The 24,185-nt window shown below is 65.3% G+C and carries 29 protein-coding genes, 7 tRNA genes and 1 riboswitch; of the genes, 16 read left to right on the top strand and 20 right to left on the bottom strand.

The features are described from left to right. Positions 1–55: 55 nt before the first annotated feature. The 9 genes from QNO03_RS01115 to QNO03_RS01075 all read right to left on the bottom strand — a co-directional run bounded on the left by QNO03_RS01115 (position 56) and on the right by QNO03_RS01075 (position 7,902). Positions 56–1,150, bottom strand: coding sequence for a DNA alkylation repair protein (locus QNO03_RS01115; protein WP_289601416.1), 1,095 nt, complete (start codon positions 1,148–1,150; stop codon positions 56–58). Positions 1,151–1,210: 60 nt separating this feature from the next. Next, positions 1,211–1,894: a nicotinamide riboside transporter PnuC gene (pnuC, locus tag QNO03_RS01110; RefSeq protein ID WP_289601414.1), complete on the bottom strand. Its 684-nt coding sequence runs from the start codon at positions 1,892–1,894 to the stop codon at positions 1,211–1,213. Positions 1,895–2,026: 132 nt separating this feature from the next. Next, positions 2,027–2,172: riboswitch (FMN riboswitch) on the bottom strand. A gap of 9 nt (positions 2,173–2,181) precedes the next feature. Then, complete coding sequence (gene rpe / locus QNO03_RS01105; RefSeq protein WP_289601413.1) at positions 2,182–2,850, bottom strand: ribulose-phosphate 3-epimerase; 669 nt, start codon at positions 2,848–2,850, stop codon at positions 2,182–2,184. A gap of 10 nt (positions 2,851–2,860) precedes the next feature. Further along, a complete protein-coding gene (locus QNO03_RS01100; RefSeq protein ID WP_289601412.1) occupies positions 2,861–4,363 on the bottom strand; it encodes an RsmB/NOP family class I SAM-dependent RNA methyltransferase in 1,503 nt (500 codons plus the stop codon). Then, positions 4,360–5,295, bottom strand: coding sequence for a methionyl-tRNA formyltransferase (gene fmt / locus QNO03_RS01095; RefSeq protein ID WP_289601411.1), 936 nt, complete (start codon positions 5,293–5,295; stop codon positions 4,360–4,362). The genes QNO03_RS01100 and fmt overlap by 4 nt, the downstream gene beginning before the upstream one ends. 5 nt (positions 5,296–5,300) lie before the next feature. Then, the gene (gene def, locus QNO03_RS01090; protein WP_289601409.1) at positions 5,301–5,903 is read right to left on the bottom strand and encodes a peptide deformylase; all 603 of its coding nucleotides are present in this window, start codon (positions 5,901–5,903) and stop codon (positions 5,301–5,303) included. A gap of 73 nt (positions 5,904–5,976) precedes the next feature. Next, a complete protein-coding gene (locus tag QNO03_RS01085; protein WP_289601407.1) occupies positions 5,977–6,933 on the bottom strand; it encodes a PD-(D/E)XK nuclease family protein in 957 nt (318 codons plus the stop codon). An 88-nt stretch (positions 6,934–7,021) separates the two neighbouring features. Next, complete coding sequence (locus QNO03_RS01080; protein WP_289601406.1) at positions 7,022–7,687, bottom strand: MBL fold metallo-hydrolase; 666 nt, start codon at positions 7,685–7,687, stop codon at positions 7,022–7,024. 140 nt (positions 7,688–7,827) lie between these two features. Next, a tRNA-Val gene (locus tag QNO03_RS01075) sits at positions 7,828–7,902 on the bottom strand. Between the two features lie 225 nt (positions 7,903–8,127). On the opposite strand from QNO03_RS01075, the gene QNO03_RS01070 reads away from it, so the two are divergent. From QNO03_RS01070 to QNO03_RS01035, 8 genes are all read left to right on the top strand, one after another. Next, positions 8,128–8,201 (top strand) — tRNA-Gly (locus tag QNO03_RS01070). Positions 8,202–8,271: 70 nt separating this feature from the next. Then, positions 8,272–8,345: transfer RNA gene (locus QNO03_RS01065), tRNA-Cys, on the top strand. Between the two features lie 34 nt (positions 8,346–8,379). Further along, positions 8,380–8,451, top strand: a tRNA-Val gene (locus QNO03_RS01060). A 28-nt stretch (positions 8,452–8,479) separates the two neighbouring features. Continuing rightward, positions 8,480–8,553 (top strand) — tRNA-Gly (locus QNO03_RS01055). Positions 8,554–8,609: 56 nt separating this feature from the next. After that, a tRNA-Val gene (locus QNO03_RS01050) sits at positions 8,610–8,681 on the top strand. Positions 8,682–8,706: 25 nt separating this feature from the next. Further along, a tRNA-Gly gene (locus QNO03_RS01045) sits at positions 8,707–8,780 on the top strand. Positions 8,781–9,082: 302 nt separating this feature from the next. Then, the gene (locus tag QNO03_RS01040; RefSeq protein ID WP_289601405.1) at positions 9,083–9,364 is read left to right on the top strand and encodes a hypothetical protein; all 282 of its coding nucleotides are present in this window, start codon (positions 9,083–9,085) and stop codon (positions 9,362–9,364) included. A 178-nt stretch (positions 9,365–9,542) separates the two neighbouring features. After that, entirely contained in the window at positions 9,543–10,520 is a 978-nt protein-coding gene (locus tag QNO03_RS01035) for a GNAT family N-acetyltransferase (protein WP_289601404.1), read from the top strand. Here QNO03_RS01035 and QNO03_RS01030 read toward each other — a convergent pair. From QNO03_RS01030 to QNO03_RS01010, 5 genes are all read right to left on the bottom strand, one after another. Then, positions 10,510–11,007, bottom strand: coding sequence for an SRPBCC domain-containing protein (locus QNO03_RS01030; RefSeq protein WP_289601403.1), 498 nt, complete (start codon positions 11,005–11,007; stop codon positions 10,510–10,512). The two genes, QNO03_RS01035 and QNO03_RS01030, sit on opposite strands and share 11 nt — an antisense overlap. Positions 11,008–11,047: 40 nt before the next feature. Continuing rightward, positions 11,048–11,494 carry a hypothetical protein gene (locus tag QNO03_RS01025; RefSeq protein ID WP_289601402.1) on the bottom strand — a complete coding sequence of 149 codons (447 nt, stop codon included), beginning with the start codon at positions 11,492–11,494 and terminating at the stop codon, positions 11,048–11,050. A gap of 117 nt (positions 11,495–11,611) precedes the next feature. Next, on the bottom strand, positions 11,612–12,196 hold the full coding sequence (locus QNO03_RS01020; RefSeq protein WP_289601401.1) for a DUF8817 family protein: 585 nt from the start codon (positions 12,194–12,196) through the stop codon (positions 11,612–11,614). A gap of 48 nt (positions 12,197–12,244) precedes the next feature. After that, positions 12,245–12,367: a hypothetical protein gene (locus QNO03_RS01015; protein ID WP_289601400.1), complete on the bottom strand. Its 123-nt coding sequence runs from the start codon at positions 12,365–12,367 to the stop codon at positions 12,245–12,247. Between the two features lie 65 nt (positions 12,368–12,432). Further along, positions 12,433–12,615: a hypothetical protein gene (locus QNO03_RS01010; protein ID WP_289601399.1), complete on the bottom strand. Its 183-nt coding sequence runs from the start codon at positions 12,613–12,615 to the stop codon at positions 12,433–12,435. 70 nt (positions 12,616–12,685) lie between these two features. On the opposite strand from QNO03_RS01010, the gene QNO03_RS01005 reads away from it, so the two are divergent. From QNO03_RS01005 to QNO03_RS00995, 3 genes are all read left to right on the top strand, one after another. Next, the gene (locus tag QNO03_RS01005; protein WP_289601398.1) at positions 12,686–13,543 is read left to right on the top strand and encodes an SDR family oxidoreductase; all 858 of its coding nucleotides are present in this window, start codon (positions 12,686–12,688) and stop codon (positions 13,541–13,543) included. 215 nt (positions 13,544–13,758) lie between these two features. Then, entirely contained in the window at positions 13,759–15,027 is a 1,269-nt protein-coding gene (locus QNO03_RS01000; RefSeq protein ID WP_289601397.1) for a ScyD/ScyE family protein, read from the top strand. A 105-nt stretch (positions 15,028–15,132) separates the two neighbouring features. Beyond that, on the top strand, positions 15,133–15,387 hold the full coding sequence (locus QNO03_RS00995; RefSeq protein WP_229947812.1) for an antitoxin: 255 nt from the start codon (positions 15,133–15,135) through the stop codon (positions 15,385–15,387). Between the two features lie 80 nt (positions 15,388–15,467). On the opposite strand, the gene zapE is transcribed toward QNO03_RS00995, so the two are convergent. The 4 genes from zapE to QNO03_RS00975 all read right to left on the bottom strand — a co-directional run bounded on the left by zapE (position 15,468) and on the right by QNO03_RS00975 (position 18,740). Next, entirely contained in the window at positions 15,468–16,505 is a 1,038-nt protein-coding gene (gene zapE / locus QNO03_RS00990; RefSeq protein WP_229947809.1) for a cell division protein ZapE, read from the bottom strand. A 302-nt stretch (positions 16,506–16,807) separates the two neighbouring features. Beyond that, positions 16,808–17,095 (bottom strand): hypothetical protein, encoded by a 288-nt coding sequence (locus tag QNO03_RS00985; protein WP_289601396.1) that lies wholly within the window; start codon positions 17,093–17,095, stop codon positions 16,808–16,810. Continuing rightward, positions 17,092–18,381 (bottom strand): HNH endonuclease signature motif containing protein, encoded by a 1,290-nt coding sequence (locus QNO03_RS00980; protein WP_289601395.1) that lies wholly within the window; start codon positions 18,379–18,381, stop codon positions 17,092–17,094. Before QNO03_RS00980 ends, QNO03_RS00985 begins: the two co-directional genes overlap by 4 nt. Further along, positions 18,381–18,740, bottom strand: a complete 360-nt coding sequence (locus QNO03_RS00975; RefSeq protein ID WP_289601394.1) for a hypothetical protein — start codon at positions 18,738–18,740, stop codon at positions 18,381–18,383. The genes QNO03_RS00980 and QNO03_RS00975 overlap by 1 nt, the downstream gene beginning before the upstream one ends. A 336-nt stretch (positions 18,741–19,076) precedes the next feature. On the opposite strand from QNO03_RS00975, the gene QNO03_RS00970 reads away from it, so the two are divergent. Genes QNO03_RS00970 through ybaK form a run of 3 tightly spaced genes read left to right on the top strand, consistent with a single transcriptional unit; the run spans position 19,077 to position 21,033 of the window. Then, positions 19,077–19,976, top strand: coding sequence for a sulfurtransferase (locus tag QNO03_RS00970; protein ID WP_289601393.1), 900 nt, complete (start codon positions 19,077–19,079; stop codon positions 19,974–19,976). 30 nt (positions 19,977–20,006) lie between these two features. After that, positions 20,007–20,471 (top strand): SufE family protein, encoded by a 465-nt coding sequence (locus tag QNO03_RS00965; RefSeq protein ID WP_289601392.1) that lies wholly within the window; start codon positions 20,007–20,009, stop codon positions 20,469–20,471. Between the two features lie 52 nt (positions 20,472–20,523). Continuing rightward, on the top strand, positions 20,524–21,033 hold the full coding sequence (gene ybaK / locus QNO03_RS00960; protein ID WP_229947801.1) for a Cys-tRNA(Pro) deacylase: 510 nt from the start codon (positions 20,524–20,526) through the stop codon (positions 21,031–21,033). Positions 21,034–21,108: 75 nt separating this feature from the next. On the opposite strand, the gene QNO03_RS00955 is transcribed toward ybaK, so the two are convergent. Then, positions 21,109–21,837 (bottom strand): class I SAM-dependent methyltransferase, encoded by a 729-nt coding sequence (locus QNO03_RS00955; protein WP_289601391.1) that lies wholly within the window; start codon positions 21,835–21,837, stop codon positions 21,109–21,111. 35 nt (positions 21,838–21,872) lie between these two features. Continuing rightward, on the bottom strand, positions 21,873–23,135 hold the full coding sequence (locus QNO03_RS00950; RefSeq protein ID WP_289601390.1) for an alpha/beta hydrolase family protein: 1,263 nt from the start codon (positions 23,133–23,135) through the stop codon (positions 21,873–21,875). Positions 23,136–23,229: 94 nt separating this feature from the next. Here QNO03_RS00950 and QNO03_RS00945 point away from each other — a divergent pair, with 94 nt between their 5' ends. Continuing rightward, positions 23,230–23,721: a putative universal stress family protein gene (locus QNO03_RS00945; RefSeq protein ID WP_289601389.1), complete on the top strand. Its 492-nt coding sequence runs from the start codon at positions 23,230–23,232 to the stop codon at positions 23,719–23,721. 14 nt (positions 23,722–23,735) lie between these two features. After that, positions 23,736–24,182: a peptide-methionine (R)-S-oxide reductase MsrB gene (gene msrB / locus QNO03_RS00940; RefSeq protein ID WP_229947786.1), complete on the top strand. Its 447-nt coding sequence runs from the start codon at positions 23,736–23,738 to the stop codon at positions 24,180–24,182. Positions 24,183–24,185: the final 3 nt, after the last annotated feature.

Genomic DNA, 24,185 nt, shown 5'->3' with positions numbered 1-24,185 from the left:
GGTGCCAGGCGTGTAGTCACGTTAGCATCAGGAATTCCTGGCCATACGCGAACCCCTACAGCACCACCTCAAACTCGAGGCGGCCGTGACGGATGCCGTTCACCTGCACTTCCAGGGCGTGGGTGCCAGCATAGTGCCGCCGGGTGGTCATCTGCCGGAAGCCGTGCCGGCCGCGCAGCTGCCGGGACTCCCCCGGGTCCAGGGACACCGCGGTCAGTTTGAAGACCTTCTCCGCCGTGGATCCGTTCGCCTTGACGTAGTGCACGGCGTAATCGACTGACAGCCGGGCCGGAGCGTCGCCGGTATTCGTCAGGACAAAGTCGAAGGCGAGCTCGCCGGGCAGGGCCAGAACGGAGGTTTCCGCCCGCAGCCTGGTGGCGCTTACCTGCGCCGGCGTGAACCCCATCAGTTCCAGGGCCCGCGGATTGCCCTTTTTGACCAGGGTCCGCAGGCTGCGCCGGACCACCCAGGTGCTGCCGGGCGTGCCGGTCTGCTGCCAGCGTGCGGCTGCTTCAAGGACCAGCTCCGGCGCGTGCCGGGCCAGATCGTTGGTGTGGTTCGCTACCGACCGGCGGACGTATTCGGACTCGTCGTTGTGCATCGCATCCAGCAGCGGCAGCGTCGCCCCTGACGTGGCGAGCAGCAACGGCACCCGGACGGCCCACGGCAGGTAGGGCCGGGTTCCTTCGCTGGCCAGCCGGCGCACGTGTTCGTTGGGATGGTTTGTCCAGGTCTGCATGATCGCCAGTGCCCGTTCGTGATCGGCCTGCAGCAGCCGGCGGATGGCGAACTCGCTGGTCAGCCGCGGAGTCAGTTCCGCGAGCAGGGCCAGGGCATCGTCGAAGGCCTGGGTGCCGCCGTCGTCCAGCGCCAAAGTGACAGCCGCCTCGGTGACCGGCCACAGCGCCCAGCCCGTAAACGTCGGATCCTCCAGCGCAGCACGGAATGCCGTTGCGGCGGCCGGATAGGTGCCCAGCGCGCGAACGAGCGCGTGCGCGACGACGTCGGTCCGGCCGCGCAGCGACAGCGGTTCCAGCTGGGTCCCGGCGGCCAGCACTCCGTCCCAGACGACACCGGGTGCCGCGGCTGCCAGTGCCTCGGACAGAACTTTGACCTCGTTCGGCCCCAGCAGGTCATCCATCGCGCCCATGGTGCTCCCCCTTCGTTCTTTCCTGAGACTTGTTGATCCTGAGACCTGCCTAAACCCTCGCTACCGCGTCCGCGGGTCCGGCATCAGGACTTCCACCTGCGGTTTTTCGTTCCGCTTGGCCTTCCACCAGACAAAGAAGCCAGCCAGGGTGAAGCCCCCGTAGAAGAGGTACATGAAGGCGGTGGCGTAGTAGCCGGCGCTGAAGAGCAGCGGCACGCCGACAATGTCCACGGCCACCCAGATGAGCCAGAACTCGACCCAACCTTTGGCCATGCCGTAGGTGGCGAGCAGTGATCCGACGAAGGTCCAGGCATCCGCCCATACCGGTTCATAGGAACCCAGCCGGGCGAAGACAGGCGTCAGGGCAACCGTGCCCAGCAGCATGATGACCACCAGTCCGATCCGTTCCCGCCCGGAGGCCCACTGCGGCGTTACAGCCGCGCCGCCGCTGGTCTTGCTTTGCTGCCAGCGCCGCCAGCCGTAAATCGACACGGCAATGAACATGATCTGCCGTCCGGCCTGCCCCAGCAGGGTGGCCGTATCCGCACCGCCGAACATGGAGCCAAGGAAGACGGTCAGCAGGAGCAGGTTACCCAGGATACCGATCGGCCAGGCCCAGACTTTGCGGCGCATGCCGCCCAGGGCGCTGAGCAGCCCGAAGATGTTGCCGACCAGTTCGCGCAGCAGCAGTGAGCTTTCGCCCACCGGAATCTGTGCCTCAAAGAGCCACCGTAGAAAATCCATGTCGTCCTATCCCTCAGCGGGTGCTCCGGGGTACGACAGTACGGTGCATCGCCGGCGTGCAACCGGTCCGAGGGGTCACCCCTGGAAAGAGGGACCTCGAAGGGTCGGCAAAGCCGGCGGAACAACAAACTGCACGTGCTTCTCCCATCCAGACTTTAACTGTCGGTATCGGAATTTCACCGATTCAACCGAACCGCTTCCCCGAGGTTTTCGGATCGGCAGTGCGGGTCGCGGACTATAACCGCCGGTTCGGAATTACACCGACCCCGGAGCACGTTTGTTGCTAACTATTCTTGCACAGCCGCTTCCGCCTGCGCGCGCAGTTTGCGGATAGCGTCATTGGGATCACCCGTGCCGTACACGGCCGATCCGGCCACGAACACGTTCGCACCCGCCTCCGCTGCCCGTTCGATGGTTTCCGGCGAGATGCCGCCGTCCACCTGGATCGCCAGCGGCAGCCCCGAGCCGCGGACGGCCTCCGCGGCCCGGCGGATCTTGGGCAGTGTGATGTCGAGGAACTTCTGTCCGCCGAAACCGGGCTCCACCGTCATGATCAGCAGCATGTCCAGCTCGGGCAGCATGTCCAGGTACGGCTCCACCGGGGTGGCCGGGCGCAGCGCCATGCCGGCCTTGGCGCCGCGGTCCCGCAGGTCGCGGGCGAGCTTGACCGGCGCCGCCGATGCCTCCACATGGAAGGTCACTGACGCAAGGCCGGCCTCCGCGTACAGCGGCGCCCAGCGGTCGACGTCGGCGATCATCAGGTGCGCATCCAACGGCAGCGCGGACACCTGCTGGATCCGTTCCACCACGGGCAGCCCGATGGTCAGGTTCGGCACGAAGTGGTTGTCCATCACGTCCACGTGCACGGCGTCCGCCGCACTGATCCGCTGCAGCTCGGCTTCGAGGTTCACGAAGTCGGCGGAGAGGATGCTCGGGTTAATGCAGCACTTGCTCACGAAGGTTCTCCTAGATTTTGCGGCGGATCAGCGCCAGGAACATGGCGTCGGTGGCGTGGATATGCGGCCAGAGCTGGGCGGTGGATTCATGCCCGGCTTCCAGCGCACCGGGCAGGCTGGCCGCGTCCAGTGCCGCTCCGGCGTCGAGCAGTTCCAGGTCGTTGCGCTTCCGCATCACATCGGCGACGACGGCGGTGGTCTCCGCGGGGTGCGGCGAGCAGGTCACGTAGGCCACCACTCCCCCGGGTTTGACGGCGTCCACGGCGGTGGTGAGCAGTTCGCGCTGCAGGATGCCGAGTTCGCCGACGTCGGTGGGCTGGCGGCGCCAGCGGGATTCGGGGCGGCGGCGCAGAGCGCCCAGGCCGGTGCAGGGAGCGTCGACAAGGATCCGGTCGAAGGTTTCCGGGTAGTCCTCCGCGATGGTGCGGCCGTCGCCAGTGCGGACGTTCCAGGTTTCCCCGGGTACCGCGTCCAGGGCCTGGCGGACGAGCTGCGCGCGGTGCGGGGCCGGTTCGTTGGCCAGCAGCACGGCGCCCTGCTCGTGCGCGAGGGCGGCCAGCAGGGCAGCCTTGCCGCCGGGGCCGGCGCACATGTCCAGCCACTTTTCCACGCCGTCTTCGTCAATCGAATCACCGTTGAGGTCCACCTCGGCAAGTGCGCGGGCCACCAGCTGCGAGCCGGCGTCCTGCACCCGTGTGGTGCCGGCGCGGACCGAGTCGAGGCGGCCGACGTCGCCGGCGGAGAACAGTGCGGAGTCCTTCACGAGTTCGCCGTCAACGGCACCGGCGGCGCGGGCCTCGTCGAGGTCGCCGAGGCCGGGCAGCGCAACCAGGTTCACCACGGGCGCGTCGTTGTCGGCGCGCAGCAGATCGGTGATCTCCTCGACGCTGCGGCCGTGCGCCACGAGGGACTGGCGCAGGGCACGGACAATCCACTCCGGATGTGAGTGCTCGATGGCGGAGCGCCGAACCGCGTCCGTTTCCCCTTCAGTAAGAAGCTCCACCCACTCGTCCAGGCTGCGGGCGGTGACCTTGCGCAGGACTGCATTGATCAGGGCGGACGGCCCGGCACCGATGACGGCGCGGGCCAGGCCCACCGTCTGGTCCAGGGCTGCGTGGGCAGGTACGCGCATGGCCAGCAGCTGATGCGTGCCGATCCTCAGGGCGTCGAGGACGGCGGGGTCCAGGCGTTCCAGCGGGCGGTCCACGCACTTGGCGAGGATGGCGTCATAGGTGCCCTGGCCGCGCAGTGCGCCGTAGGCCAGTTCGGTGGCGAACCCGGCGTCACGCTTATCCAGCCGGTGCTTGCGGATGCTCTTGGGCAGCACCAGGTTGGCATAGGCGTCCTCGCCGGAGACGGCACGGAGCACTTCGAAGGCGACGAGCCGGGCCGGGTCCGCGGCACGGGTGCGCTGGCCGGGGGCTGCTGCGGTGCGGGTCTTGACGGCGGCGCGGCGGCGTTCGTGGCCCTTGTCGTTGCAGTGTTTGTTGGGTTGGTCGGGCTGGGGGGTCATTCGAAGACCACGTCCTCACGGTTGGCGAGGCCGCGGGCCCAGTCGGCCCCCGGCATCATTTTCTTGCCTGCGGGCTGGACACGCAGCAGTTCGAGTCCGTGTGAGCCGGTGCCCACGACGGCGGCGGCGTCCCCGCCGCCGGTGAAGCGGACCTGGCCGGGGCGCAGGTCGGTGACGTCGGAGCGCAGCCTGGCGGCACCGATCTTGAACCGGGCGCCGTCCCAGGTGGTCCACGCACCGGGTTCGGGGGTGACGCCGTTGATGCGGCGGCGGATGGCCAGGGCGGGCTGCTGCCAGTCCACGCGGGCATCGTCGATGCTGAGCTTGGGAGCCAGCGTGATGTCACCCTGCTGCGGCACCGGCACCGCTGCGCCGGCGTCGACCGCGCTGAGCGTCTGTGCGAGCAGTACCGCACCGGAATGTGAGAGGCGTTCGAGCAGGTCGCCGCTGGTGTCCTCCGGCCGCACCGTTTCGGTGAGCGTGCCGTAGACCGGGCCGGTGTCCAACCCGGTTTCGAGCAGGAAAGTGGACGCGCCGGTGATGTCGTCGCCGGCAATGACCGCGTGCTGCACCGGGGCGGCGCCGCGCCAGGCGGGCAGCAGCGAGAAGTGCAGGTTGATCCAGCCGTGTTTCGGCACGGTGAGGGCGCGGGCCGGAACCAGGGCGCCGTACGCAACGATCGCGGCGACGTCGGGCTCCAGCGCCGTGATGGCGGCGATGGCCTCATCGTCCACCTTCGCGGCGCGGATCACCGGCAGGCCCAGTTCCTGGGCGCGGGCAGCCACCGGCGAGGGTGTCAGGACCTTCTTACGTCCCAGCGGGGCGTCCGGACGGGTGAGGACGCCGACGACGTCGAACCCGGCCTCCAGCAGTGCGTCCAGTGAGGGCACGGCGACCGCAGGGGTGCCAGCAAAGAGGACTCGAAGTGCCACGTGCCCTACGCCCCGGCCGGAGTGCCGAAGGAGCCCTTGCCGGCCGTGGCCTGGCCGAAGGTCCCGAAGCTGGAACCCACGCTCTGGGCGCGCTGGGCGACCGTGCGGTCCGCGATCGCATCATATTCGCGCTGCCGGATGGCGCGCAGCGCATCCTTGCGGTCCTCGCCCTCGAGCCGGTCGATATACAGCGAACCGTTCAGGTGGTCGGTTTCGTGCTGGAAGCAGCGGGCGAGCATCCCTTCGCCCTCGATGCTGATTGGGTTGCCGTGCAGGTCGACGCCGGTGACGCGCGCCCAGCGGTAGCGCGGTGCCGGGTAGCCGAGGCCGGGAATGGACAGGCAGCCCTCAAGCTGGTCCGGCTGGCGGTCATCGCTCAGTTCCAGGACGGGATTAACGACGTGGCCTGACTGGCCGTCCACCCGGTAGGTGAAGACCCGGAGGCTGACGCCGACCTGTGGTGCTGCCAGTCCGGCACCTTCCACGTCCTCCATGGTTTCCTCCATGTCCGCTACCAGCTTCTCCAGTTCGGGGCCGAAGTCGGTCACGTCTTCGGCGCGGGTCCGCAGGACCGGGTCGCCGAGCGTGCGGATATTCAGGATGGCCATCGGGGGTTCGTTCCTCACTGTTGCTGCATGGGATCGAATCCAGTCTAGTTGGCTCCGCCGCCCACCGGGACGATCAGCGCTGGGGAGCGCCGGACGGGACGGAAGTCTGCTGGTCCGGGGACGGCTGCTCCGGGGCCGGCGCGTCCTGGTTGGGTGCCGGCGCTTCTGGCACCGGTGCTGCGTGCGAGCCCACCGGAGGCGGCGGCACGGGCAGCAACGCACGCCCGGCTGAGACGGCGTCGATGTTGGTCTGCCAGACCCGGCGCAGTGCGCAGAACTTGAACCAGTGCTGGGGCAGCACATCCGGGTTGGCCCGCATGGGCCGTACTTCGGTCTGGCCGACGGCAACGCCCAGCAGCAGCGGGGACTGACCGTATGCCCAGGGCTCCCAGGCGCCGGCACCGGCGTCGACCAGCGATTCCTGCGCCTTCATCCCCGCGACCAGCTGCATAACCACCTTGTCGTCCAGCTGCTTGACCTGGCCGTCGCGGTCGGTGTTCTTGGTCTTGTAGTCGATGAGGCACAGCCGTCCACCGATCCGTGCCACGAGGTCCAGCGTGCCGGCGTAGCCCAGTTCGGCGTTCCACACCGTGATCTCAGGCGCGATGGGCTGGACGTCGTAGAGCTTCCACCATTCGTCGAACCGGTCCGCGAACTGGTGTTCTCCGCGGGCAGCCAGTTCCTCACGCGCACGTTCGACTTCATGCGGACGGTCCAGGGCCCGGAGTGCCACCTGCTCACAGTAGAAGTGCACCCGGGTGCCCCGCTGGGCGGCGGCGTCGCGGTAGCGTTCGGAGGCCGAGGAGGCTTCCTTCACCACGGACCGCAGCTGCGAAGGACTGCCCAAAGCGGCTGTGAGCTTCGGATCCTTGACGACGGCGGAGGCTGCCATGTAGCTGTGCCAACCGTCCAGGGAGGTGGACCCCTGCGAGATTACGGTCGTGATGGACGGGACCGTCGGCGGCTCCGAGAGGGACCGCGAGTACATCCGTCCGTATTCGGTAGCGTGGGCCAATGCTGGTTCAGTCATGTTTCCAGTCTGCCACCCGGCGGTGACACTCCGGGTGCAGGGCTGCCGGGACGGACCTTGTGTCCGGGCCGCCTCATGCAGCCGGCCTTTACCGTGTGCCCCCGGAACGAATGCGGCTGATCACTGCGTCCACCCGGCTCCGGATCTCTGCCCTGCTGCCGGCCAGTCCGTACGGGGGGCCATCGTCGGTGGTTCCCCACGGTACAAGGACATCGAAATCGAGCTCACGGACCAGCGCCAGGCTATCGAGGTAGGCCTGCCGCAGCGAGGGGTCCAGGACCACGGCCTTCCATTCGCCGTGCTCAATCCAGAGGAAATCTCCGGTGAAGAGGAAGCGACCGTTACCGCTGACCCATAAATAGCTGGCGGTGCCGGCTGTGTGGCCCGGTGTCGGAATCACTTCCAGGTCGCCGTCAATCATTTGCCGGTCCTCGAACACGGCGGCTACCTCCATGGCGGCAGCCACCTCGGCCCGGTCACCGGAGTGCACATAAACCGGAACATCCAGCCCGGGAGCGCCGTACATGGCTTCATGGGCGTGATTGATCAGCAGCCGTCCTGCGCCGCCCAGTTCCCCGATGGCTTGATGCGCGCTGCCGATCCCGGGCGAGTTGTAGATGATGACGTTGCCCGCGGGCCGTTTGAGGACATAGGAACGCAGCAACACATTGTCTTGATAGGGCAGGCGGGCAGTTGGCGTGGACAGCAGGCCCTTCAGGGGGTTTTCCAGCTGGCTGGTCTCCGGCTGCGGCATCGCGCCCCCTCCTCCCGGTGGTGTCCAGTGGTCCACGTTTCTGTTCCAACTGCACAGCATGCGCCTGCCGGACAGGATACGGAAGCGCCCCAGACACAGAAAGGCCGCCACCTTCCCGTAGGGAAAGTGACGGCCTGTGCTGGTGGGCGATACTGGGTTCGAACCAGTGACCTCTTCGGTGTGAACGAAGCGCGCTACCACTGCGCCAATCGCCCTTCTTTGCCAGATCCTTTTGCTGGATCCGGCTGGTGTACCCGAAAGCACTCCAACGTCTAAAGATGCTAGCCCACATCCTGCACGACTCCAAACCAGTGCGGAACCCCGGGACCGATTGGACGAACCCGCAAACGTCCTATAGAGTTTTTCTTCGTTGGAAAGCGGGGGTTCGCCTCGGAAAGCGCAAGCAATCCGGGGTCAAAAGCTCCCTGCATGATCAACATGCGGACGTAGCTCAGCTGGCTAGAGCACCACCTTGCCAAGGTGGATGTCGCGGGTTCGAATCCCGTCGTCCGCTCGCAAGTCACTGTACAAGCCGCTCCTGGTTTTCTCTGGGTCGGTTCTCCAAAGCTTTATGCGGCGGTTACGGTGGGGTGGCCGAGAGGCGAGGCAGCGGCCTGCAAAGCCGTATACGCGGGTTCGAATCCCGTCCCCACCTCCACAGTGGTAAGCAGTATGGCAAGACCCATTTATGGGCGCGATTGGCGCAGCGGTAGCGCGCTTCCCTGACACGGAAGAGGTCACTGGTTCGATCCCAGTATCGCGCACGAACAGTACTGTTTCAGTGCTTTTCTTGCGGACGTAGCTCAGCTGGCTAGAGCACCACCTTGCCAAGGTGGATGTCGCGGGTTCGAATCCCGTCGTCCGCTCTCCCTTCTGCTTATGGTTTTCCAGGATTCGTCCTGAACGGGCCGAGCAGTTTAGGGCGCGATTGGCGCAGCGGTAGCGCGCTTCCCTGACACGGAAGAGGTCACTGGTTCGATCCCAGTATCGCGCACGGACAGTTTCGACTGTTTACATTTGCGGACGTAGCTCAGCTGGCTAGAGCACCACCTTGCCAAGGTGGATGTCGCGGGTTCGAATCCCGTCGTCCGCTCTCCCCCGGCCCTGGTGGCCGATCTGGAAGGAACAGGTTTTTACCTGTTCCTTCTTTTGTTTAACTCCGCTTTGTCCTGACCCCTCCGCTTTGTGGCAATCCCTCCGGCGCGCAGTGCAGGGATTGCCACAAAGCAGAGGAATTGCGGCTTGAGCACGGACGCCAATGGCAATACTAAGTTTGCTTATTAGCTGTCCCATAGATAAAGTGTCTCCAGTAAAGAAAAAGTCGACATGGTTCAGTAGCGGAATCAAAGTTGCATGGCCAATAGGCCGCTCGTACCACTACATGAGGAGAACCACATGACTACGCAGACACACAACGATCACTCGAACACCACTATTCGCAACGCCAACGACATCAAGGTGTCGACGCGCACGCTCGAATTCGCCGTTTACGTTCTGGCCGTCATCGCCACGATCATCACGGCTGCTGTTGTTGGCGACAACGCCAGCGAAAACGGTCTGGATGCATTCAACGCCGCACAGGCCATGCAGTACATCACCTTCCTCACGGTCGGTCTGATGGTTGCCCGCGGCCTGGCCAAGTCCGGCCACCGTGGACACAACAACCACAACGCGTAACCAGCGTTTTCCGGCCTTGTGCCGGACATTGATTCAGGCGCGGCACCTTTGGGTGCCGTGCCTGAATTGTTTAACCCCAGTCGCCCGGCGGGGCGGCGTTTACGGCATTCGGGACATTTTCTCGAATCCGCCGATGCTAATACATGCTTATATCCTCGCGGGTCCTAAAGTGTGACTTATGCAAATTCGCCCTCTGGACCTTCATGATGACGTTGTTATGGCCGATGCCTACCGCATTGAATGCGCGGCAACGCAAAGCGTCCGAACCGGTTGGACTCCCCTCGGCAAGGAAGCCCGGTTCCTGGCGTGGCGAACACCGAATGGGTGGCGGAACCATGTGGTCGGAGCATGGCACGGGACCACCCTGCTTGGCTTCGCGGCCGGCATGAATTCAGCCGATACCCCGGACACCACCTGGATATTCGTTTGGGTCGATCCTGCCCACCAAAACGCCGGGGTTGGGTCCGCGTTGGCGTGTGCGGCCGAAGGCGCCAGCCCGACGTCGACCAGGAGGTTCGTGGCAAGCGCTTACCGTTCCACCCCGGCCGAAATCGACGCGTTCACTCGAAACTTCGCTTGCCCTCTGGGCTACTCTCCGGCAACCACCGAAACCGTTGTGGAATTGGTTCTCCGCGACAGCCAGCTTGCCGGACCGACGACGGCGCCCGGTTACGAAATTTCCACCTACGTCAATGGCGTCCCGGAGCAGTTCCGTGAACAGGTGGGGCAGATTAAGGGCCTGGTCGATGCCGAGGCGCCAAACGGTGAGCTGGGCTGGGGCGAGACCACGGTATCGCCCGAGGAATATGCCGAGGAGATGAATCTCTGGGTCGCCCAAGGGTCCACGGTGTTTGAGTCGATCGCCGTGGACGAAGCTGGAAATGTTGCGGCATGGACCTGCCTGGTGGCGGCCGCCGATCCCGAACGGCCGGCGCAGATTGAAGGAACGCTTGTGGTCTCCGCCCACCGCGGCCACGGTCTCGGAGCAGCCGTGAAGCTGGCGTCGCTGCAGCGTGCTGCTGAGACGGGCAATGTCTCCAAGGTCCGGACCAGCAGCGATGACCGGAATGTGTGGATGCGCTCCATCAACACCAGGATGGGTTTCACGCCGGTCGAAACGGAGATCATCCTGCAGAAGGCAACCGTCAGGGCGTAGCGGTATCCGCTGTCAGGTGGGCGGCATACATCTTCTCGAAAGTGGCATGCAGGGACCAGAACTGGGAGGCGGGTATGGCGGTACCGGCGACGGCGGCTTCCATATACGTCAGGTGGGTAATCCAGCCGGGCCCGTAGGAATCAACGAGGGTCCCGAGATCGTGATGCGCGAAGTTCATCACGGTTCCTGTATCGGTGCCGCGAAGCTGGATGACGATGCGCGATTCGGGTTCCTCCGGGAACTCCCAAGACATGGCCAGCTTACGAGGGCGGTCCATATCAGTGATGACGCTCCTGGACAGATAGCCTCCGCCATGGTCCACAGAGACCATCCCGCGCGGCCTGACGTCGCATTCGGTCGGCCGGCCCAGCCACTGGGACAAGAGGGCGGCGTCAGTGAATCCTGCCCAGACGGCCTGTGCCGGCGCGGGAAACGCCCAGGAAATCAGAAGTGTTCCGTCGGCGGTTGATAAAGAGGTGAGCGGCATGGCCACGATTGTGGCACATACCTGGCGCCCGCCGCCCGGATCAGTTTGCGATGGCCAGTGCCATCTGTTCAGCGGACGCGACATCGGCCAGCACCACCTGGTAGCGGTGTCCGCCCGCGTCGGAAAACGTGACAGCACCGGCGCCCCCCATGTTCAGTCTCGTCAGGGAGCCGTGTCGGTGCCGCGTCACCGGCCAGTTCACGAGCCCGGTGTTCAGCCCGTTGTCTTTGGCCACCGTGACGTCCTGTACGTTTACGCGCTGAATGGAGCGCTTCCACAGGGGTCCTCTCAGGGTGACGGACTGCTGGTCCACCGCGACCGTAATCCGTGCAAGGAAACACCACCAGCCGGCAGCGAGCAAGAACGCTGCGGCGGCTAAATACAGCAGCCAGACCGACTCGGTGGCTGCCCCAACCGCAAACGCGGCTCCGACGGCTGCCAGAAAGGCACCGCCTCCCCACCGAAGCCATCCGGGCGAACGTTCCACAAACCTGCCACTGCTTACCGGTGCCTGCGGCGCCATGACCTTCCCCCTCATCGTTTCCGCCGGCGGTCCTGATTAGGGAACGCTACCTCATTTCCCTGCCGCCCCGAGGACAGCCGCTTATCGCATCCGTTCTTCCAGCTCGGCCAGGAACCCGCGGGCAGCGGACATTCCGGGGTCCGCTGCATCGGCGCGACGGATGGCGCCCGAGAGGATCTTCGCAGCCTGGACGGTATCGCCCTTGCTGTCAGCGAGGACTACGGCATTAGCCAGGCTCCGGGCAAGCGGTGACGTCTCCCCTTCCGAACGGGGAACAGGGCCTTCATTCATGATTCGAATCCAGTTTCCCGCCGGATCGATCAGACTGAATCCGGTCCTGCCGTCGGCATTCGCGCGTTGGCGCGGCCGGGTGATGCGCGGATAGCCGGATATGGGCAGCTTTCCGTAGGCGGTCTTCAGACCTGCAGCGAAAGCTTCAAAAAGGGATCCAGTGTCTGCCACCAGGATGCCGCAGGTGCTGTGTGATTCCTCGGCACGGTGCCCCTCCAGCCCGTAGTAGTGCAGCGGAAAACCATATCCTTCCACTGCGACGTAAGGGTTGGGCTTGGTCTGCCGGTACCGGATCTGAAAGCCCAGTGCGGAGAAGAAGGCAGACATTTCGTCGATATCCGCGCACGGAAGCATCGGAATGACCTGCGGAGGCATGCCCATATTGTGCGCCTCTGCGCAGCCAGCGAACAGGGCCGCAGGAAACTACCGTGGATCAGTCCCCGGGAGTGAACGGACCACGTCGTTGTAGACCCGGGACAGTTCCCGGTGACCCAGGCCCAGCTGCATCACGGGTGCCACGGAGACGTGACCGTACAGCTCAATCACCGTCTCTCCAACCGACCAAACGGCGGATCGGTTTCCCTTTATACCGGGCATTGTCAGGTTGCCCTCTATCGACGATTCCACCAGACACCTGGCCGCGGCTGCCTCGTCGTACACCCGATACCCGCAAGGTACTCCCCCAAACCGCCCGGATACTCCGGCCAGGCCCGGCCCACCACCTTGCCCACCAGCTCCACGATGAAGTCAGGGCTCGGGTCGAGCGGGATCTCGGTGCCTGCTGGAACGCTCATGCCCGTACTGTATGTCTGCAATCCCTGCCGACGCACCATGTTTGCCGGGCCCGGTTGAAAGGAACCTTCCATGACTATTGCCATCTTCGGCGCCACCGGGCAGCTCGGCGGTCTCACGATCGACTCCCTGATCAGACGCGGAACCGCGCCGGGCAACATCCTTGCCCTGGGCCGGAACCAGGATCGACTGACTGAACTCGCGGACCACGGCCTGCGCACCGCTCGGGTCGACCTCGACGATGCCGCCACCCTAGCCGGTGTGCTGGACGGCGTCGAAAAGGTATTCCTCATTTCGATGAACGAACCGGGACGCCGGGTTGCGCAGCATACCAACGCCGTCGAAGCGGCGCGGACCGCCGGCGTCCGGCAGCTGGTCTACACCTCAGTACTTGAGGCGCCGACGACGGTTCTCGCCCTCGCGCCCGAGCATCGTGCCACCGAGGAACTCATCACCGCGTCTGGCATTCCGGCGACGTTTCTCCGCCACGGCTGGTACACGGAGAACCACAGGCAGGAGTTCGACGTCGCCCGCCAAACCGGCGTCGTCGCCAACAGTGTTGGTGGAGGGCGTATTGCCAGCGCTCCGCGCCAAGACTATGCCGAAGCCGCAGCCGTCGTGCTCAGCACCCCCGGCCACGAAGGCAAAGCGTATGAACTGTCCGGGGACACCGGCTGGACCTATACGGAGTTCGCGGCGGCCGCACAGGAGGTCCTAGGGACCCCCGTCCGCTATGAGGTCCTGACTCCGGAGCAGGAACAGAAGCAGCTGATCGGCCTCGGACTGGATGAAGGAACCGCAGGATTCCTCGGCATGCTCAACGCCAACATGCGCGACGGCGCGTTGGCTCCGGCGACGGGTGAGCTGTCCAAACTGATCGGCAGGCCCACCGAGCCGCTGATTGAGACTATGCGTTCCTGGATGCCCTGAGGCATACTCCCGCACGAGGTCTCCATACTCGCTTCGGGGCCTCTCGAACTACTTGGTTTTTCTGCATCACGACGCGACTCATGTGCGGAAACTACGTGGTCGCCGAACCCGGCCGATCCTAGGCTCAGAATGCCTCGGCCGGGGGCGTGGCGGGAACCATGGGAGGCCTCGAGGCGAGTCTCGCATTGCACACCACCAATGCTGAGGAGATCACAGTGAAGAAATCATCACCCGTACTCGCCGTCCTCGCGGCTACGGCAGCCCTGGGGTTGGCGGCCGCACCTGCGTCCGCCGGCGGCCGGCACCACACACCGTCACCATCCCCCGTACCTGTTGCCGGGGAGGTGACCATGGTCGCCGACAGCCTGGTCAGCCCCCTGAGTTTCGCCGTCGGACGCGGCGGCACCCTCGACGTCGCCCAGTCCTTTATTGGACTCCTGACCCGCATCACCGACGACGGCGAACCGGAGGTCATCGCGGCGGCGCCCGAAGGCTATGGGACGGCCTCTGTTTCCCGCACGCGCGGCACCACCTACTACACCGTGGGCACCGGCGCAGGCACGAACGATCCGGCGGCGAACATCACGCTGCTTCAGTCGGTTGACCAGGACGGCACCATCCAAACCGTCGCCGACATCTCCGCCTTTGAATACGCCGAGAACCCGGACAGCATCAACACGTACGGATTCGAACAGGCGCTTCCCGCCGAATGCGCGGCACAGCTGCCGCCGGGTATCGGGGCATCCCCCTACACCGGCCTGCCCGACTCGAACCCGGTGGCTTCCCTTCCCGGTTTCGGCGGCATCATCGTTGCCGATGCGGGAATGAACGCCCTCATCCAGGTGGGCGACGACGGCGCCATCGAGACTGTCGCGGTGCTGCCGCCGGTGCCGCTCACCATTACCGCCGACACGGCCGCGGCCTTCGGATTGCCGGCATGCACTGCGGGACTGACCTACAACCTGGAACCGGTGCCGACCGACGTCGAACGCGGCCCGGACGGCGCGCTGTACGTGACGTCGCTGCCGGGCGGCCCGGAAGGGACAACACCGGGGGCGGTTTTCCGGGTTGATGATTCCACGGGTGAGTCGGAACTGGTGGCCACAGGGTTTGCCGGGGCCACCGGACTGGCAGTGAACGACAACGGCGACATCTTTGTCGCAGAGCTGTTCGGCAGCCGGATCTCGGTTGTGCCTGCAGGTTCGGACACCCCCGAACTCTTCCTTGAGGTTAATCAGCCGGCCGCACTGGAATTGCGTGGCGATGCGCTGTACGCCTCGGTGGATGCCCTGGTCGGCGGGACCCCGCCAGAGCCAGGCACTGAGGAACCGCCTACTCAGGAGCCCCCGGAGCCGCCGGCCGAGCCGGAGCCGTTGACGGGGAGCAGCATCATCCGGATTTCCCTCGACGACAACTGCGGCGGGTACCACCACGGCGGCGGACATTCCGGAAACGGCCTCCACGATGACGGCTCCGGAGAATAAGCCGATATGCCCGCAGAGAAAAAACCTTTCCTCCACCCCCTTGCGGGACCTACGATGGATGCGAACGGGAAACGAGCGGGTTTCCCCTGTGAAAGGAGGTGATCCGTGTCTGTATTTGACGAGCTCAAGGGCAGGGCCGGTGAGCTGAAGGAAAAGGCCAGCGGATTTGTCGGACAGAATGCCGACAAGATCAAGGGCGGCATCGACCAGGCAGGCAACTTCGTCGACCAGAAGACGGGTCGCAAGTACTCCAGCAAGATCGATGGTTTCCAGAGCAAGGCCTCCGAGGCGGTTGATAAGACCAACCGCAACCGCGAGCCGGGTACCGGCAACGGTCCCGGGCAGACGCCTCCGGCCTAACCAGCCCCAAGAGCACGACAAAGAAGCACCGGTCCCGCCGTGAGGCGGCACCGGTGCTTCCGTCGCTTAAGTGGGTAGTGCTAGGACTCTTCGCCGGTCTGGCCTTCGCGGGCCAGTGCGGTCAGGCGGGAAACGGCGCGGAAGTACTTCTTCATGTAGCCTCCGGCCATCATTTCCTTCGTGAACAGCTGGTCGAACGGCACGCCGCTGGCCAGGATCGGCACGTCCTTGTCGTACAGCCGGTCCGCGAGGACCACAAAACGCAGCGCCACCGACTGCTCGGTGATGGTCTGCACGTTGTGCCACGCCACGGCGTCCACCCCGTCAATCATCTGGCGGTACCGGCTCGGGTGCACCTGCGAGAGGTGGTTGATGAGTTCGGAGAAATCATCAACGGCCACGGTCCGGCCGGAGAACTCGGTTTCCATCCGCGCCTCGAGCTCCCCGTCGGCCAGCGGCTGCGGGGACTCCGGCAGGCCGCGGTGGCGGTAGTCCTCACCGTCGATGCGCACGACGTCGAACTGGTCCGCCAGGACCTGGATCTCGCGCTGGAAGTCGACGGCGGCAAAGCGGCCTTCGCCGAGGGAACCAGGCAGGGTGTTGGACGTGGCGGCGAGCTTGACGCCGGCGTCGGCCAGTTCCCGCATCAGGCGGGACATCAGCACGGTGTCGCCCGGATCGTCGAGCTCAAATTCGTCAATGCAGACCAGCTTGTAGGCGCTCAGCGCGTCCACGGTCTTGCGGAAGGACAGGGCACCGACGAGGTTGGTGTATTCCACGAACGTGCCGAACGCCTTGGGCCCTTCCACTGCGTGCCAGAGGGAGGCCAGCAGGTGGGTCTTGCCGACACCGAAGCCACCGTCCAGGTAGAACCCTGCCTTGGTTTCGGGCTTCCTGCCGCCGAAGAACTTCCGCAGGCCGCTGGGCTCGGGGACGTCGACGTCGGCCGCGAAGGAACGCATCGCGGAGACGGCTTTGGCCTGTGAGGGCTGCGCCGGATCGGGACGGTAGGAATCAAAGGAGACGCTGCCGAACCGGGGTGAGGGGAAGAATCCCTGCAGCAGTTCATCCACCGATACCTGGGGAGTCCGTTCTGTCAGGTGCTCGAGTTGTGCCACTGCGCGCTTTTCCGTCCGTTTGGTGCCCTGCCGGCAAAGGTCTGCCGGTTCTGATGCTGTTATCTGGCGGCGTTTTGCCGCTCTGCAAACGATACGCCAACGCGCCCGTGATTCCGGAAACGCTGCCGGTGGACCGGGGCGGGTCTGCGGTTCATAGTCGGAGTATGAGGCTGTGGGAAACAACCGTACGGTCCGGGCAGTATTCGCCGGAAGAGCGGGCCTTGATGGCTCTGGAGTTTAGTACTGCCACAGCGTCCATGAGCGCCGGCATACTTCTGGCACTGCGGCCCGACGGCGCCTTTCTACATTCCGCTCCATCCGTGCTGCGGCGTACCCCGTTTTCCGACTGGCGGCTTCCCGGTCTCCTCCTTGCCGGGGGTTGCGGCAGCGGTTACCTGACCGCCGGGCTGCTGCATCTGCGGCGTAACCGAGCTGCCCGGCGTGTTTCCGTGGCCGCCGGGCTTGCGCTCATCGGTCTGGAAGCGTGGGAAATGGCCTTCATTGAGTATCAGCTGCTGGAGCTGGTGCTCTCCGGGGTCGGAGCCGCCGTCGTCGTGCTGGCGCTGCGCCTTCCGAGGGGAACGGGTCATAACGGCGGCACCCGTTCCTGCAGTGATCCCTTCACCTCAGGCTCCTCCTGTTTCGCTCGGGTGGCATTCATACCCCGAGCTGATGCCGATACGGCAGTGTCCAGTTCCAGGAAGGGCTCGGTCCGGTAGACCCTCCCGGTCGGTGAGGTCCACTCGATCACCCCGGGCGTCGGTTGGCAGGCTTTCCAGTAGCCCAGTGTCTTGAACCGGTGATGCCGCCGGCACAGGTGTTCCAGGTTTCCGTGGTCGGTGGGACCGCCTTTTGCCCAGTCGATCGTGTGGTCGATGTCCGAGCTTGCGGTGCTGACCCGGCAGCCCGGGAACCGGCAGGTCCCGTCCCGGGCTCGGAGCCAACGGCGTAGTCCGGCTGGGACTTTTCTCCGCCTTCCCACCCCGAGGATTTCCCCGGTCCGCGGATCCCGGGCCAGTCCGGTCCAGCCTGCCGCGTTGCGGGCCAATCGGCGGGCGGCTTCTGCGCTGATAGGTCCGTAGCCGTGCAGTTCTGCCGGCCGGTCGTCGGCGCCGAAGAGGGTTTCGGCGTTGATGAGGACCATGATTTCCGCCCGGGGCACGGCAGTGGCTTCATCACTGTTGGTCGTGCCGGCTGGGGCCGCTTCGTGGTCAACGCCGATCATGTCTGCCCCGTTCGTCCCTCCGCCAGGCGGTGACCCGAAGCCGCCGTTACGCGGCGAGCCGAGACCGCCCATCAGCAGCTGCGCCAGGATGTCGGCCCGCAGCTGATCCGCAGTCCTCGGATCCCCGTCCGCTTGCTCTCCCCGCGCTGCGGTAGTCAGGGCCGTGTAGACCTGCTGGGCTTCTTCCGCCCGCAGATGAGCCGACAGGCAGGACATGCCATCCTCTTCACGATCCAGAGTGACCTTGCGCTGCTCGAACGCGGTGAGGTGCCTTTTCGCGATCGTGTCCGGATATTGTTTCTCCCGCAGCCGCCGGGCCTTGGCGGACAACTGCGCCCGGGTCTGCCCCTCGGCGGCCTTGAGCAGGCTGGCTTCGAATTCCGGCAGCGCATCAGCGGGAAGGTTCTCACACTGGTCCAGGACGACCTGCGCGTGGGCGTAGCTGAACCGTCCTTCCTCCATACCGGCCAGCGTGGCGGAATGGGTGTTGCAGAGGGTTCCCGCTTCGAACATCAACCGCTGGGCGGTGACCTGCGGAACGTTCAGAATGGCCGCGCATTCGGACGCTGCAACACTGAACGCCATCCCCGGCTCGACCCGCCCCGAACCCGCGGAGAAGCGGTTCCGGAAGATCTCCTCCATCCGGTCCATCAGACGGGCCTGCTGCGCCTGCGCCCAGAAATGAGGTGTGCCATCCTGCCCAGGGCTTCACCGGCCATGTCCTCGTCGAAAGCTTCGAGGTTTTGCAAAGCCAACACCCCGGTGAAACCGTCCGGGTACGCAGGATCGCGGCTGGGGTCCGCGTCAGCGGCAGGCTCAGCGGTGGCGGCGTCGGCAGGACCGGCGGCGGCAGGCTCAGCGGCGTCCACGTCTGCTTCCCCGGCACCTAAGTCGGCCCGGAACGCCGACAACGTGCAGGACACCTCGGCCTGACCCGCCGGCACGTCCGGCGGGTGGTCTTCGCTGCCTGGCTCTTCGGTTATCGGTTCGGTGTTCCCGAGCTGATCCATACCTCAGGATTTCATCCGGCACTGACATTTTTGGGTCCAATAACGGGCTCAAACGGGCCGATCAGAAACCTTCAAATACCCGTCTTTTTGAGCTCATTACCTGCCCGGAACCACGCACCCCGCTGGCCAGCATCCCGGCTCCAACCTTCACCGAAAGGTCCACTCCAGGTCGGGCGAGGACCTCCGGAAGATGTCCCCCCTGGCGTCCGACCCAAGCTGTCGGCACGCGACAGCCGGACCCCGCGCACCTCCAGGCCCCAGCCCGTGGAAGTTTTCCGTCGCCGTCGTCGTTAGGCTAGTAAGAAGCCCGATTTCCGAGGAAAGAAGTTTGTACGTATGTCGATCACCGCTGACAGCAATCCCAAGTTCGCCGCCTACGCCCATCCCGAACGCCTGGTCTCCACCCAGTGGCTGGCCGAGCACCTGGACGCGGAGAACCTGGTGGTCCTTGAATCCAACGAGGACATCCTGCTGTACGAAACGGGGCACATCCCGGGCGCCCGGAAGATCGACTGGCACACCGACCTCAACGACGCCGATACCCGCGACTTCGTCGACGGCGAAGCCTTCGCCCGGCTGATGGCCCGCAAGGGCGTCACCCGCGACTCCACCGTGGTCATCTACGGTGACAAGAGCAACTGGTGGGCAGCGTACGCCCTGTGGGTATTCACCCTTTTCGGCCACGAAGATGTCCGCCTGCTCGACGGCGGCCGCGACAAGTGGGTTGCCGAAGACCGCCCGTTCACCACGGACAAGGTCTCGGTTGAACCCACCGAGTACCCCGTGGTGGAGCGCAACGACGAGAAGATCCGCGCCTTCCTGCCCGACGTCGTCGGGCACCTGGGCAAGGGACCGCTGATCGACGTCCGCTCCCCCGCCGAATACACCGGCGAACGCACCCACATGCCGGACTACATGGACGAAGGTGCCATGAAGGGCGGGCACATCCCCACCGCGAAGTCCGTCCCGTGGAGCAAGGCCGCCGCCGAAGACGGCACCTTCCGTGCGCGCGAGGAACTCGAGGCGCTCTACAAGGACGACGCCGGCCTGAAGGAGGGCGACGACGTCGTGGCCTACTGCCGCATCGGTGAACGTTCCAGCCACACCTGGTTTGTGCTCAAGCACCTGCTCGGCTTCGAGTCCGTCCGCAACTATGACGGGTCATGGACCGAGTGGGGCAACGCCGTACGCGTCCCGATTGCCCGCGGTGAAGAACCCGGCAACGCCCCCAGCTGATCGTCCCCCGCTCCAAAGAGAGATTTACGCATGACTGCCACACCCGAAACCTCCGTCCCGAACTCCCTGGCGGAGATCATCGACGATTTCCAGGCGATGGAGGAATCCGACCGCCTGGAACTGCTGCTGGAATTCTCCCGCAGCCTGCCGGACCTGCCTGCCGAAATCGCCGACCGGCCCGAGCTGCTGGAGCAGGTGGTGGAATGCCAGTCGCCGGTCTTCCTCAGCCTGGACGTGGACGACTCCCCCGAGCACATCGTCACCCTGTTCTTCAAAGCCCCGCCTGAAGCGCCCACCACCCGCGGGTTTGCCAGCGTGCTGTACGAGGGCCTGAACGGGCTGCCGGCCGCCGATATCCTCGCAGTCCCGGCCGATGTTCCTGACCGTCTGGGCCTCACCCGGGCCATCACCCCGCTGCGCATGCGGGGAATGTCAGCCATGCTGGGACGCATCAAGCGCCGGCTCGCCCAGCACGAAAAGCTTTCACAGGGATAACTTTCGGCGCGGGACCAGACCCGGGCCAGGCTCGGGACCTTAGGAGGCAGCCATGTCAGGGAACCGCGACAAGCATTCAGGCAAAAGCGCGACGCCGGCCATCCGGGTGTTGGACGAAGCCGGAGTCTCCTACACGGTGCATCACTATGAGCACGACGCCGCTGCGCCGTCGTACGGACTGGAAGCCGCCGAGAAACTCGGCCTGCCGCCCGAAACGGTCTACAAAACGTTGATGGTGGATCTGGGCGGGCACCTGGCAGTGGCCATGGTTCCGGTGGCCCTCAACCTGGACCTGAAGAAGTTCGCCTCGCTGATGGGGGCGCGCAAAGCCGTCATGGCGGACCGGCGGGATGCGGAACGGCGCACCGGATACATGGTGGGCGGCATTTCCCCGCTGGGACAGAAACACTCCTCCCCCGCTGGCATTGATTCGCCGGTGGAGCTGCTGGACACCGTGTATGTATCGGGCGGGCGGCGGGGGCTGCAGATCGGGCTGTCGCCGTTTGACCTGATCCGGCTCACGCACGCCGTCGCAGCACCGATCGGTACGGCGCCTGCCTGACGGACGGTTTGCGGGGCGGCGGGTGGTTCATACGGCGGCGGGTTGTTCCTGCTGCTCGCTAAGTGCTCCCGTGCTTCAGTCCTTCCGAAGGTGGTGCAGCGCGTAGCCGTAGCTGAGCCGGACGCGCTGCGGATCGTTGCTTAGCCATTCATCAGCAGTCCCGTTGGGGAATTCCATGCTGATGACATCCGCCAGATCCTGCGGCTGATCGAAGGTCCAGCTGCTCATGACGACAGATGTTGAGGCACCCTTCTCCGCCCACCAGCTTTTGATGTAGTCGCCCTCGCCTTGGTGGGCCGATGCGTCAGCGGCCTTCAGCAATCCCGCAAACTCGCCGTCGCGCTGATCGTTGTCGATGACCACGAGCGAGCCGCCCGGACGCAGCACCCGCAGGACTTCCTCCAACCCTGCTGTGCAGTCGTTCTGCGGTAACGGGAAGAAGTACGCGAATCGGGCATGGACAACATCCACCGAAGCGTCAGGCAGCGGAATATGCTCGGCTGATCCGTGCAGGACCTCGGCTCCGCCGGGCCGCGCACGGGCAGCGCCGAGCAGCTCCGGATCGGGCTCGACGCCGATGACCGTATCGGCGTGCTCGGCATAGCGCGGCAGCCAGAAGCCGGTGCCGCAGCCGAGGTCGAGAAGGGTCCGGCCCGCCAACGGGGCCAGGTGCTCAAGTGCTGCCCAGACCACGCCTTCACGGTCCAGGGCCTGATTCTCGACTTCATACAGCTCAGGATGTGAGCCCTGGTTCCAAGCCCGGAAGAAGTCCTCCGGCACCGTGGTTTCCTGTTGATCCGGCATTTTGTCCCCCATGAGCGTCTTCGTGCGCCTTTAACCTACTCCGCGTCAACCCGGTGCTCGGAGGGATGCCGGGTGCGGCCCAGGGCATCGTTCAGCCAGCCCAGCACCACACGCTCCCACCGCTCGGGATCCACGTTGTATTCCTTGGTATGCCCGGCCTTGGTGAACGGCTCGAAGGTAATGACGTCCGGGTTTTTCTCCGCCAGTTCCGCGGACGGCCCGTACGGCACAAAATCGTCGTCCTTGCTGTGCAGGATGAGCGTGGGGATCCGGATTTCCTCCGCGCGGGTCACCCAGTCCATGCTCTTCAGGTCCAGCGGAGCGGCCAGCCCGGTCAGGGCGCGGCCTGCAGCGTTGGAGATCAGCCACTGGCCCAGACGCCCGGCCTGCGCCGGAATCCGGTTGACCCGGGCATGGTGGGCCAGCACATCCACCCAGTTGATCACCGGACCGTCCAGCACCATGGCGCGGATGTACCGGCGCAGCGGCGAACGGTCCGCAGCCTGCAGGCTGATCGCCCCGCCCATGGACCAACCGAACAGCACCACATCCTGGGCACCGTGTTCCAGTGCGTACCGGATGGCCGCCTCCACGTCCTGCCACTCGGTCAGGCCCAGCCCGTACCGTCCGTCGGACGCGTAGGGGGCCTCGCCGTCGTTCCGGTAGGAAATCAGGAGGCTGGTGAGACCGGACTCGCGGGCGGTGCGCACAGCACGCAGGCATTCGGTGCGCCGGGCCCCGCGTCCGTGGACCATGATCGCCCAGGTCTCGGCGCCGGGTGCACGCACCAGCCACGCCGGAGCGGTGCCGTTCTCGACCGGGATTTCGACTTCTTCTTCCGGAAGCCCGACGGCGGCGGGCGAAGGATAGATCGAGCCGCTCCACCAGCCGCGCCGCGCCTTGGCCAGGTCGCCGCTGTACACCTCTTCCACATCCCGCTGGACGGTGCCCTCACGCGGTACGTAGGAGCGGATGGCACCAATCCGGGCGTGCCCTTCGCCGTTGTCGAAGTACAGGCTGTACGTGCCTTCAACCGTGGTGTCTGCATTTGCCGGCAGGATCACCTGCCGGCCGTGCTCGCTCCCGGTGACCGCCAGGATCTCCAGATTGGCGTCCCTGTGGCGGGCCGGGGTGACCACCTGGCGCGCGAAGTAAATGCCGAGACCGGAGGCCGCGGCCACAAGCGCAGTGGATGCGGCAGCGCCAACACCGGCACCAAACGCCGTCCACCGGACCCACGGAACCGAAAGGACGGGAGCGGCACCGGCGGATGCATCAGAAGGAACGGAGATAGCCATACAACATTTTTACCGGATGGGCAGCGGGTCCGTGTAACGGCAGGCCGGTGGGCCGTGGCTGGTGTGCCGGGACGGGCGTACTAGGCTGGTGCGCATGACTTCGACAATTGTGGTGCTGACGGAAGAATCGCTGGGTAGCCGCGACGTTGAGAACCTGCTGGCCCTGGCCGGCGAGAACCCCACCCATTACGAGGTGCTGGTTCCTGCCGATCCGGGCCGAAACCTGCTGGTGGACGTGCTGGATAACCTCAGCCTGCTGGATTTTGCCGAGGCCTTCCGGAACCTCACCGGCGGCCGTCCCTCCAAAGCCGAGGAAGTGAAGGAGGCGGTAACCTCGCTTGCGGACTCGCTGGAGCAGCTTTCCGCAGCAGGCCTGGACGCGACGGGCACGGTGACCGGTGAAGACCCGGTGGCCGCCGTCGTCGAAACCGCCAAGCGCACCAACGCGGACCAGGTTGTCGTCATCACCACCCCGCACGCCATTGAGGACACCTTCGGCACCGACTGGGCGAACGAGGCACAGGACCGTCTGGGCGTGCCGGTGCTGCACCTGTACAGCGGCTCGGGATTTATTGGCGACTCTTAAGCGTTGACGCGGATATGACTACCGAAGAAAACACCGGAACCGTTCCCGTCCAGAAGTCCGATGAGCAGTGGCGCGAGGAACTGACTCCGCAGGAGTACGCGGTGCTGCGCAAGGCGGGCACCGAACGCCCCTACACGGGCGAGTACTGGGACACGAAGACCGCCGGCGTCTACCAGTGCCGCGCCTGCGGAAGCGACCTGTTTACCAGCAGCGAGAAGTTTGATTCGCACTGCGGCTGGCCGTCCTTCTTCGCGCCGCTCGCCGAAGGCAAGGTGCGCTACCTGCATGACCGCAGCATGGGCATGGACCGGGTTGAGGTCCGCTGCGCCAACTGCGATTCTCACATGGGCCACCTGTTCGAGGGCGAAGGTTTCGATACGCCCACCGACCAGCGCTTCTGCATCAACTCCATCTCCGTGAAGCTGGTCCCCCAGGACGCCTCCGCCGCCACCGCGGAGTAGGAA

Source organism: Arthrobacter sp. zg-Y877 (assembly GCF_030373105.1).
Taxonomy (GTDB): Bacteria; Actinomycetota; Actinomycetes; order Actinomycetales; family Micrococcaceae; genus Arthrobacter_B.
Note: the sequence above shows the minus strand (reverse complement) of the source record. Positions and strands in the feature narration are given on the sequence as shown.

Coding starts and splice junctions, on each gene's coding strand:
- QNO03_RS01115 (WP_289601416.1), bottom strand. CDS start 1,150: ATGGGCGCGATGGATGACCTGCTGGGGCCGAACGAGGTCAAAGTTCTG.
- pnuC (WP_289601414.1), bottom strand. CDS start 1,894: ATGGATTTTCTACGGTGGCTCTTTGAGGCACAGATTCCGGTGGGCGAA.
- QNO03_RS01100 (WP_289601412.1), bottom strand. CDS start 4,363: ATGACCCCCCAGCCCGACCAACCCAACAAACACTGCAACGACAAGGGC.
- def (WP_289601409.1), bottom strand. CDS start 5,903: ATGGCCATCCTGAATATCCGCACGCTCGGCGACCCGGTCCTGCGGACC.
- QNO03_RS01085 (WP_289601407.1), bottom strand. CDS start 6,933: ATGACTGAACCAGCATTGGCCCACGCTACCGAATACGGACGGATGTAC.
- QNO03_RS01080 (WP_289601406.1), bottom strand. CDS start 7,687: ATGCCGCAGCCGGAGACCAGCCAGCTGGAAAACCCCCTGAAGGGCCTG.
- QNO03_RS01040 (WP_289601405.1), top strand. CDS start 9,083: ATGACTACGCAGACACACAACGATCACTCGAACACCACTATTCGCAAC.
- QNO03_RS01035 (WP_289601404.1), top strand. CDS start 9,543: ATGCAAATTCGCCCTCTGGACCTTCATGATGACGTTGTTATGGCCGAT.
- QNO03_RS01030 (WP_289601403.1), bottom strand. CDS start 11,007: ATGCCGCTCACCTCTTTATCAACCGCCGACGGAACACTTCTGATTTCC.
- QNO03_RS01020 (WP_289601401.1), bottom strand. CDS start 12,196: ATGCCTCCGCAGGTCATTCCGATGCTTCCGTGCGCGGATATCGACGAA.
- QNO03_RS01010 (WP_289601399.1), bottom strand. CDS start 12,615: ATGAGCGTTCCAGCAGGCACCGAGATCCCGCTCGACCCGAGCCCTGAC.
- QNO03_RS01005 (WP_289601398.1), top strand. CDS start 12,686: ATGACTATTGCCATCTTCGGCGCCACCGGGCAGCTCGGCGGTCTCACG.
- QNO03_RS00985 (WP_289601396.1), bottom strand. CDS start 17,095: ATGACCCGTTCCCCTCGGAAGGCGCAGCGCCAGCACGACGACGGCGGC.
- QNO03_RS00980 (WP_289601395.1), bottom strand. CDS start 18,381: ATGGACCGGATGGAGGAGATCTTCCGGAACCGCTTCTCCGCGGGTTCG.
- QNO03_RS00975 (WP_289601394.1), bottom strand. CDS start 18,740: ATGGATCAGCTCGGGAACACCGAACCGATAACCGAAGAGCCAGGCAGC.
- QNO03_RS00970 (WP_289601393.1), top strand. CDS start 19,077: ATGTCGATCACCGCTGACAGCAATCCCAAGTTCGCCGCCTACGCCCAT.
- QNO03_RS00965 (WP_289601392.1), top strand. CDS start 20,007: ATGACTGCCACACCCGAAACCTCCGTCCCGAACTCCCTGGCGGAGATC.
- ybaK (WP_229947801.1), top strand. CDS start 20,524: ATGTCAGGGAACCGCGACAAGCATTCAGGCAAAAGCGCGACGCCGGCC.
- QNO03_RS00955 (WP_289601391.1), bottom strand. CDS start 21,837: ATGCCGGATCAACAGGAAACCACGGTGCCGGAGGACTTCTTCCGGGCT.
- QNO03_RS00950 (WP_289601390.1), bottom strand. CDS start 23,135: ATGGCTATCTCCGTTCCTTCTGATGCATCCGCCGGTGCCGCTCCCGTC.
- QNO03_RS00945 (WP_289601389.1), top strand. CDS start 23,230: ATGACTTCGACAATTGTGGTGCTGACGGAAGAATCGCTGGGTAGCCGC.
- msrB (WP_229947786.1), top strand. CDS start 23,736: ATGACTACCGAAGAAAACACCGGAACCGTTCCCGTCCAGAAGTCCGAT.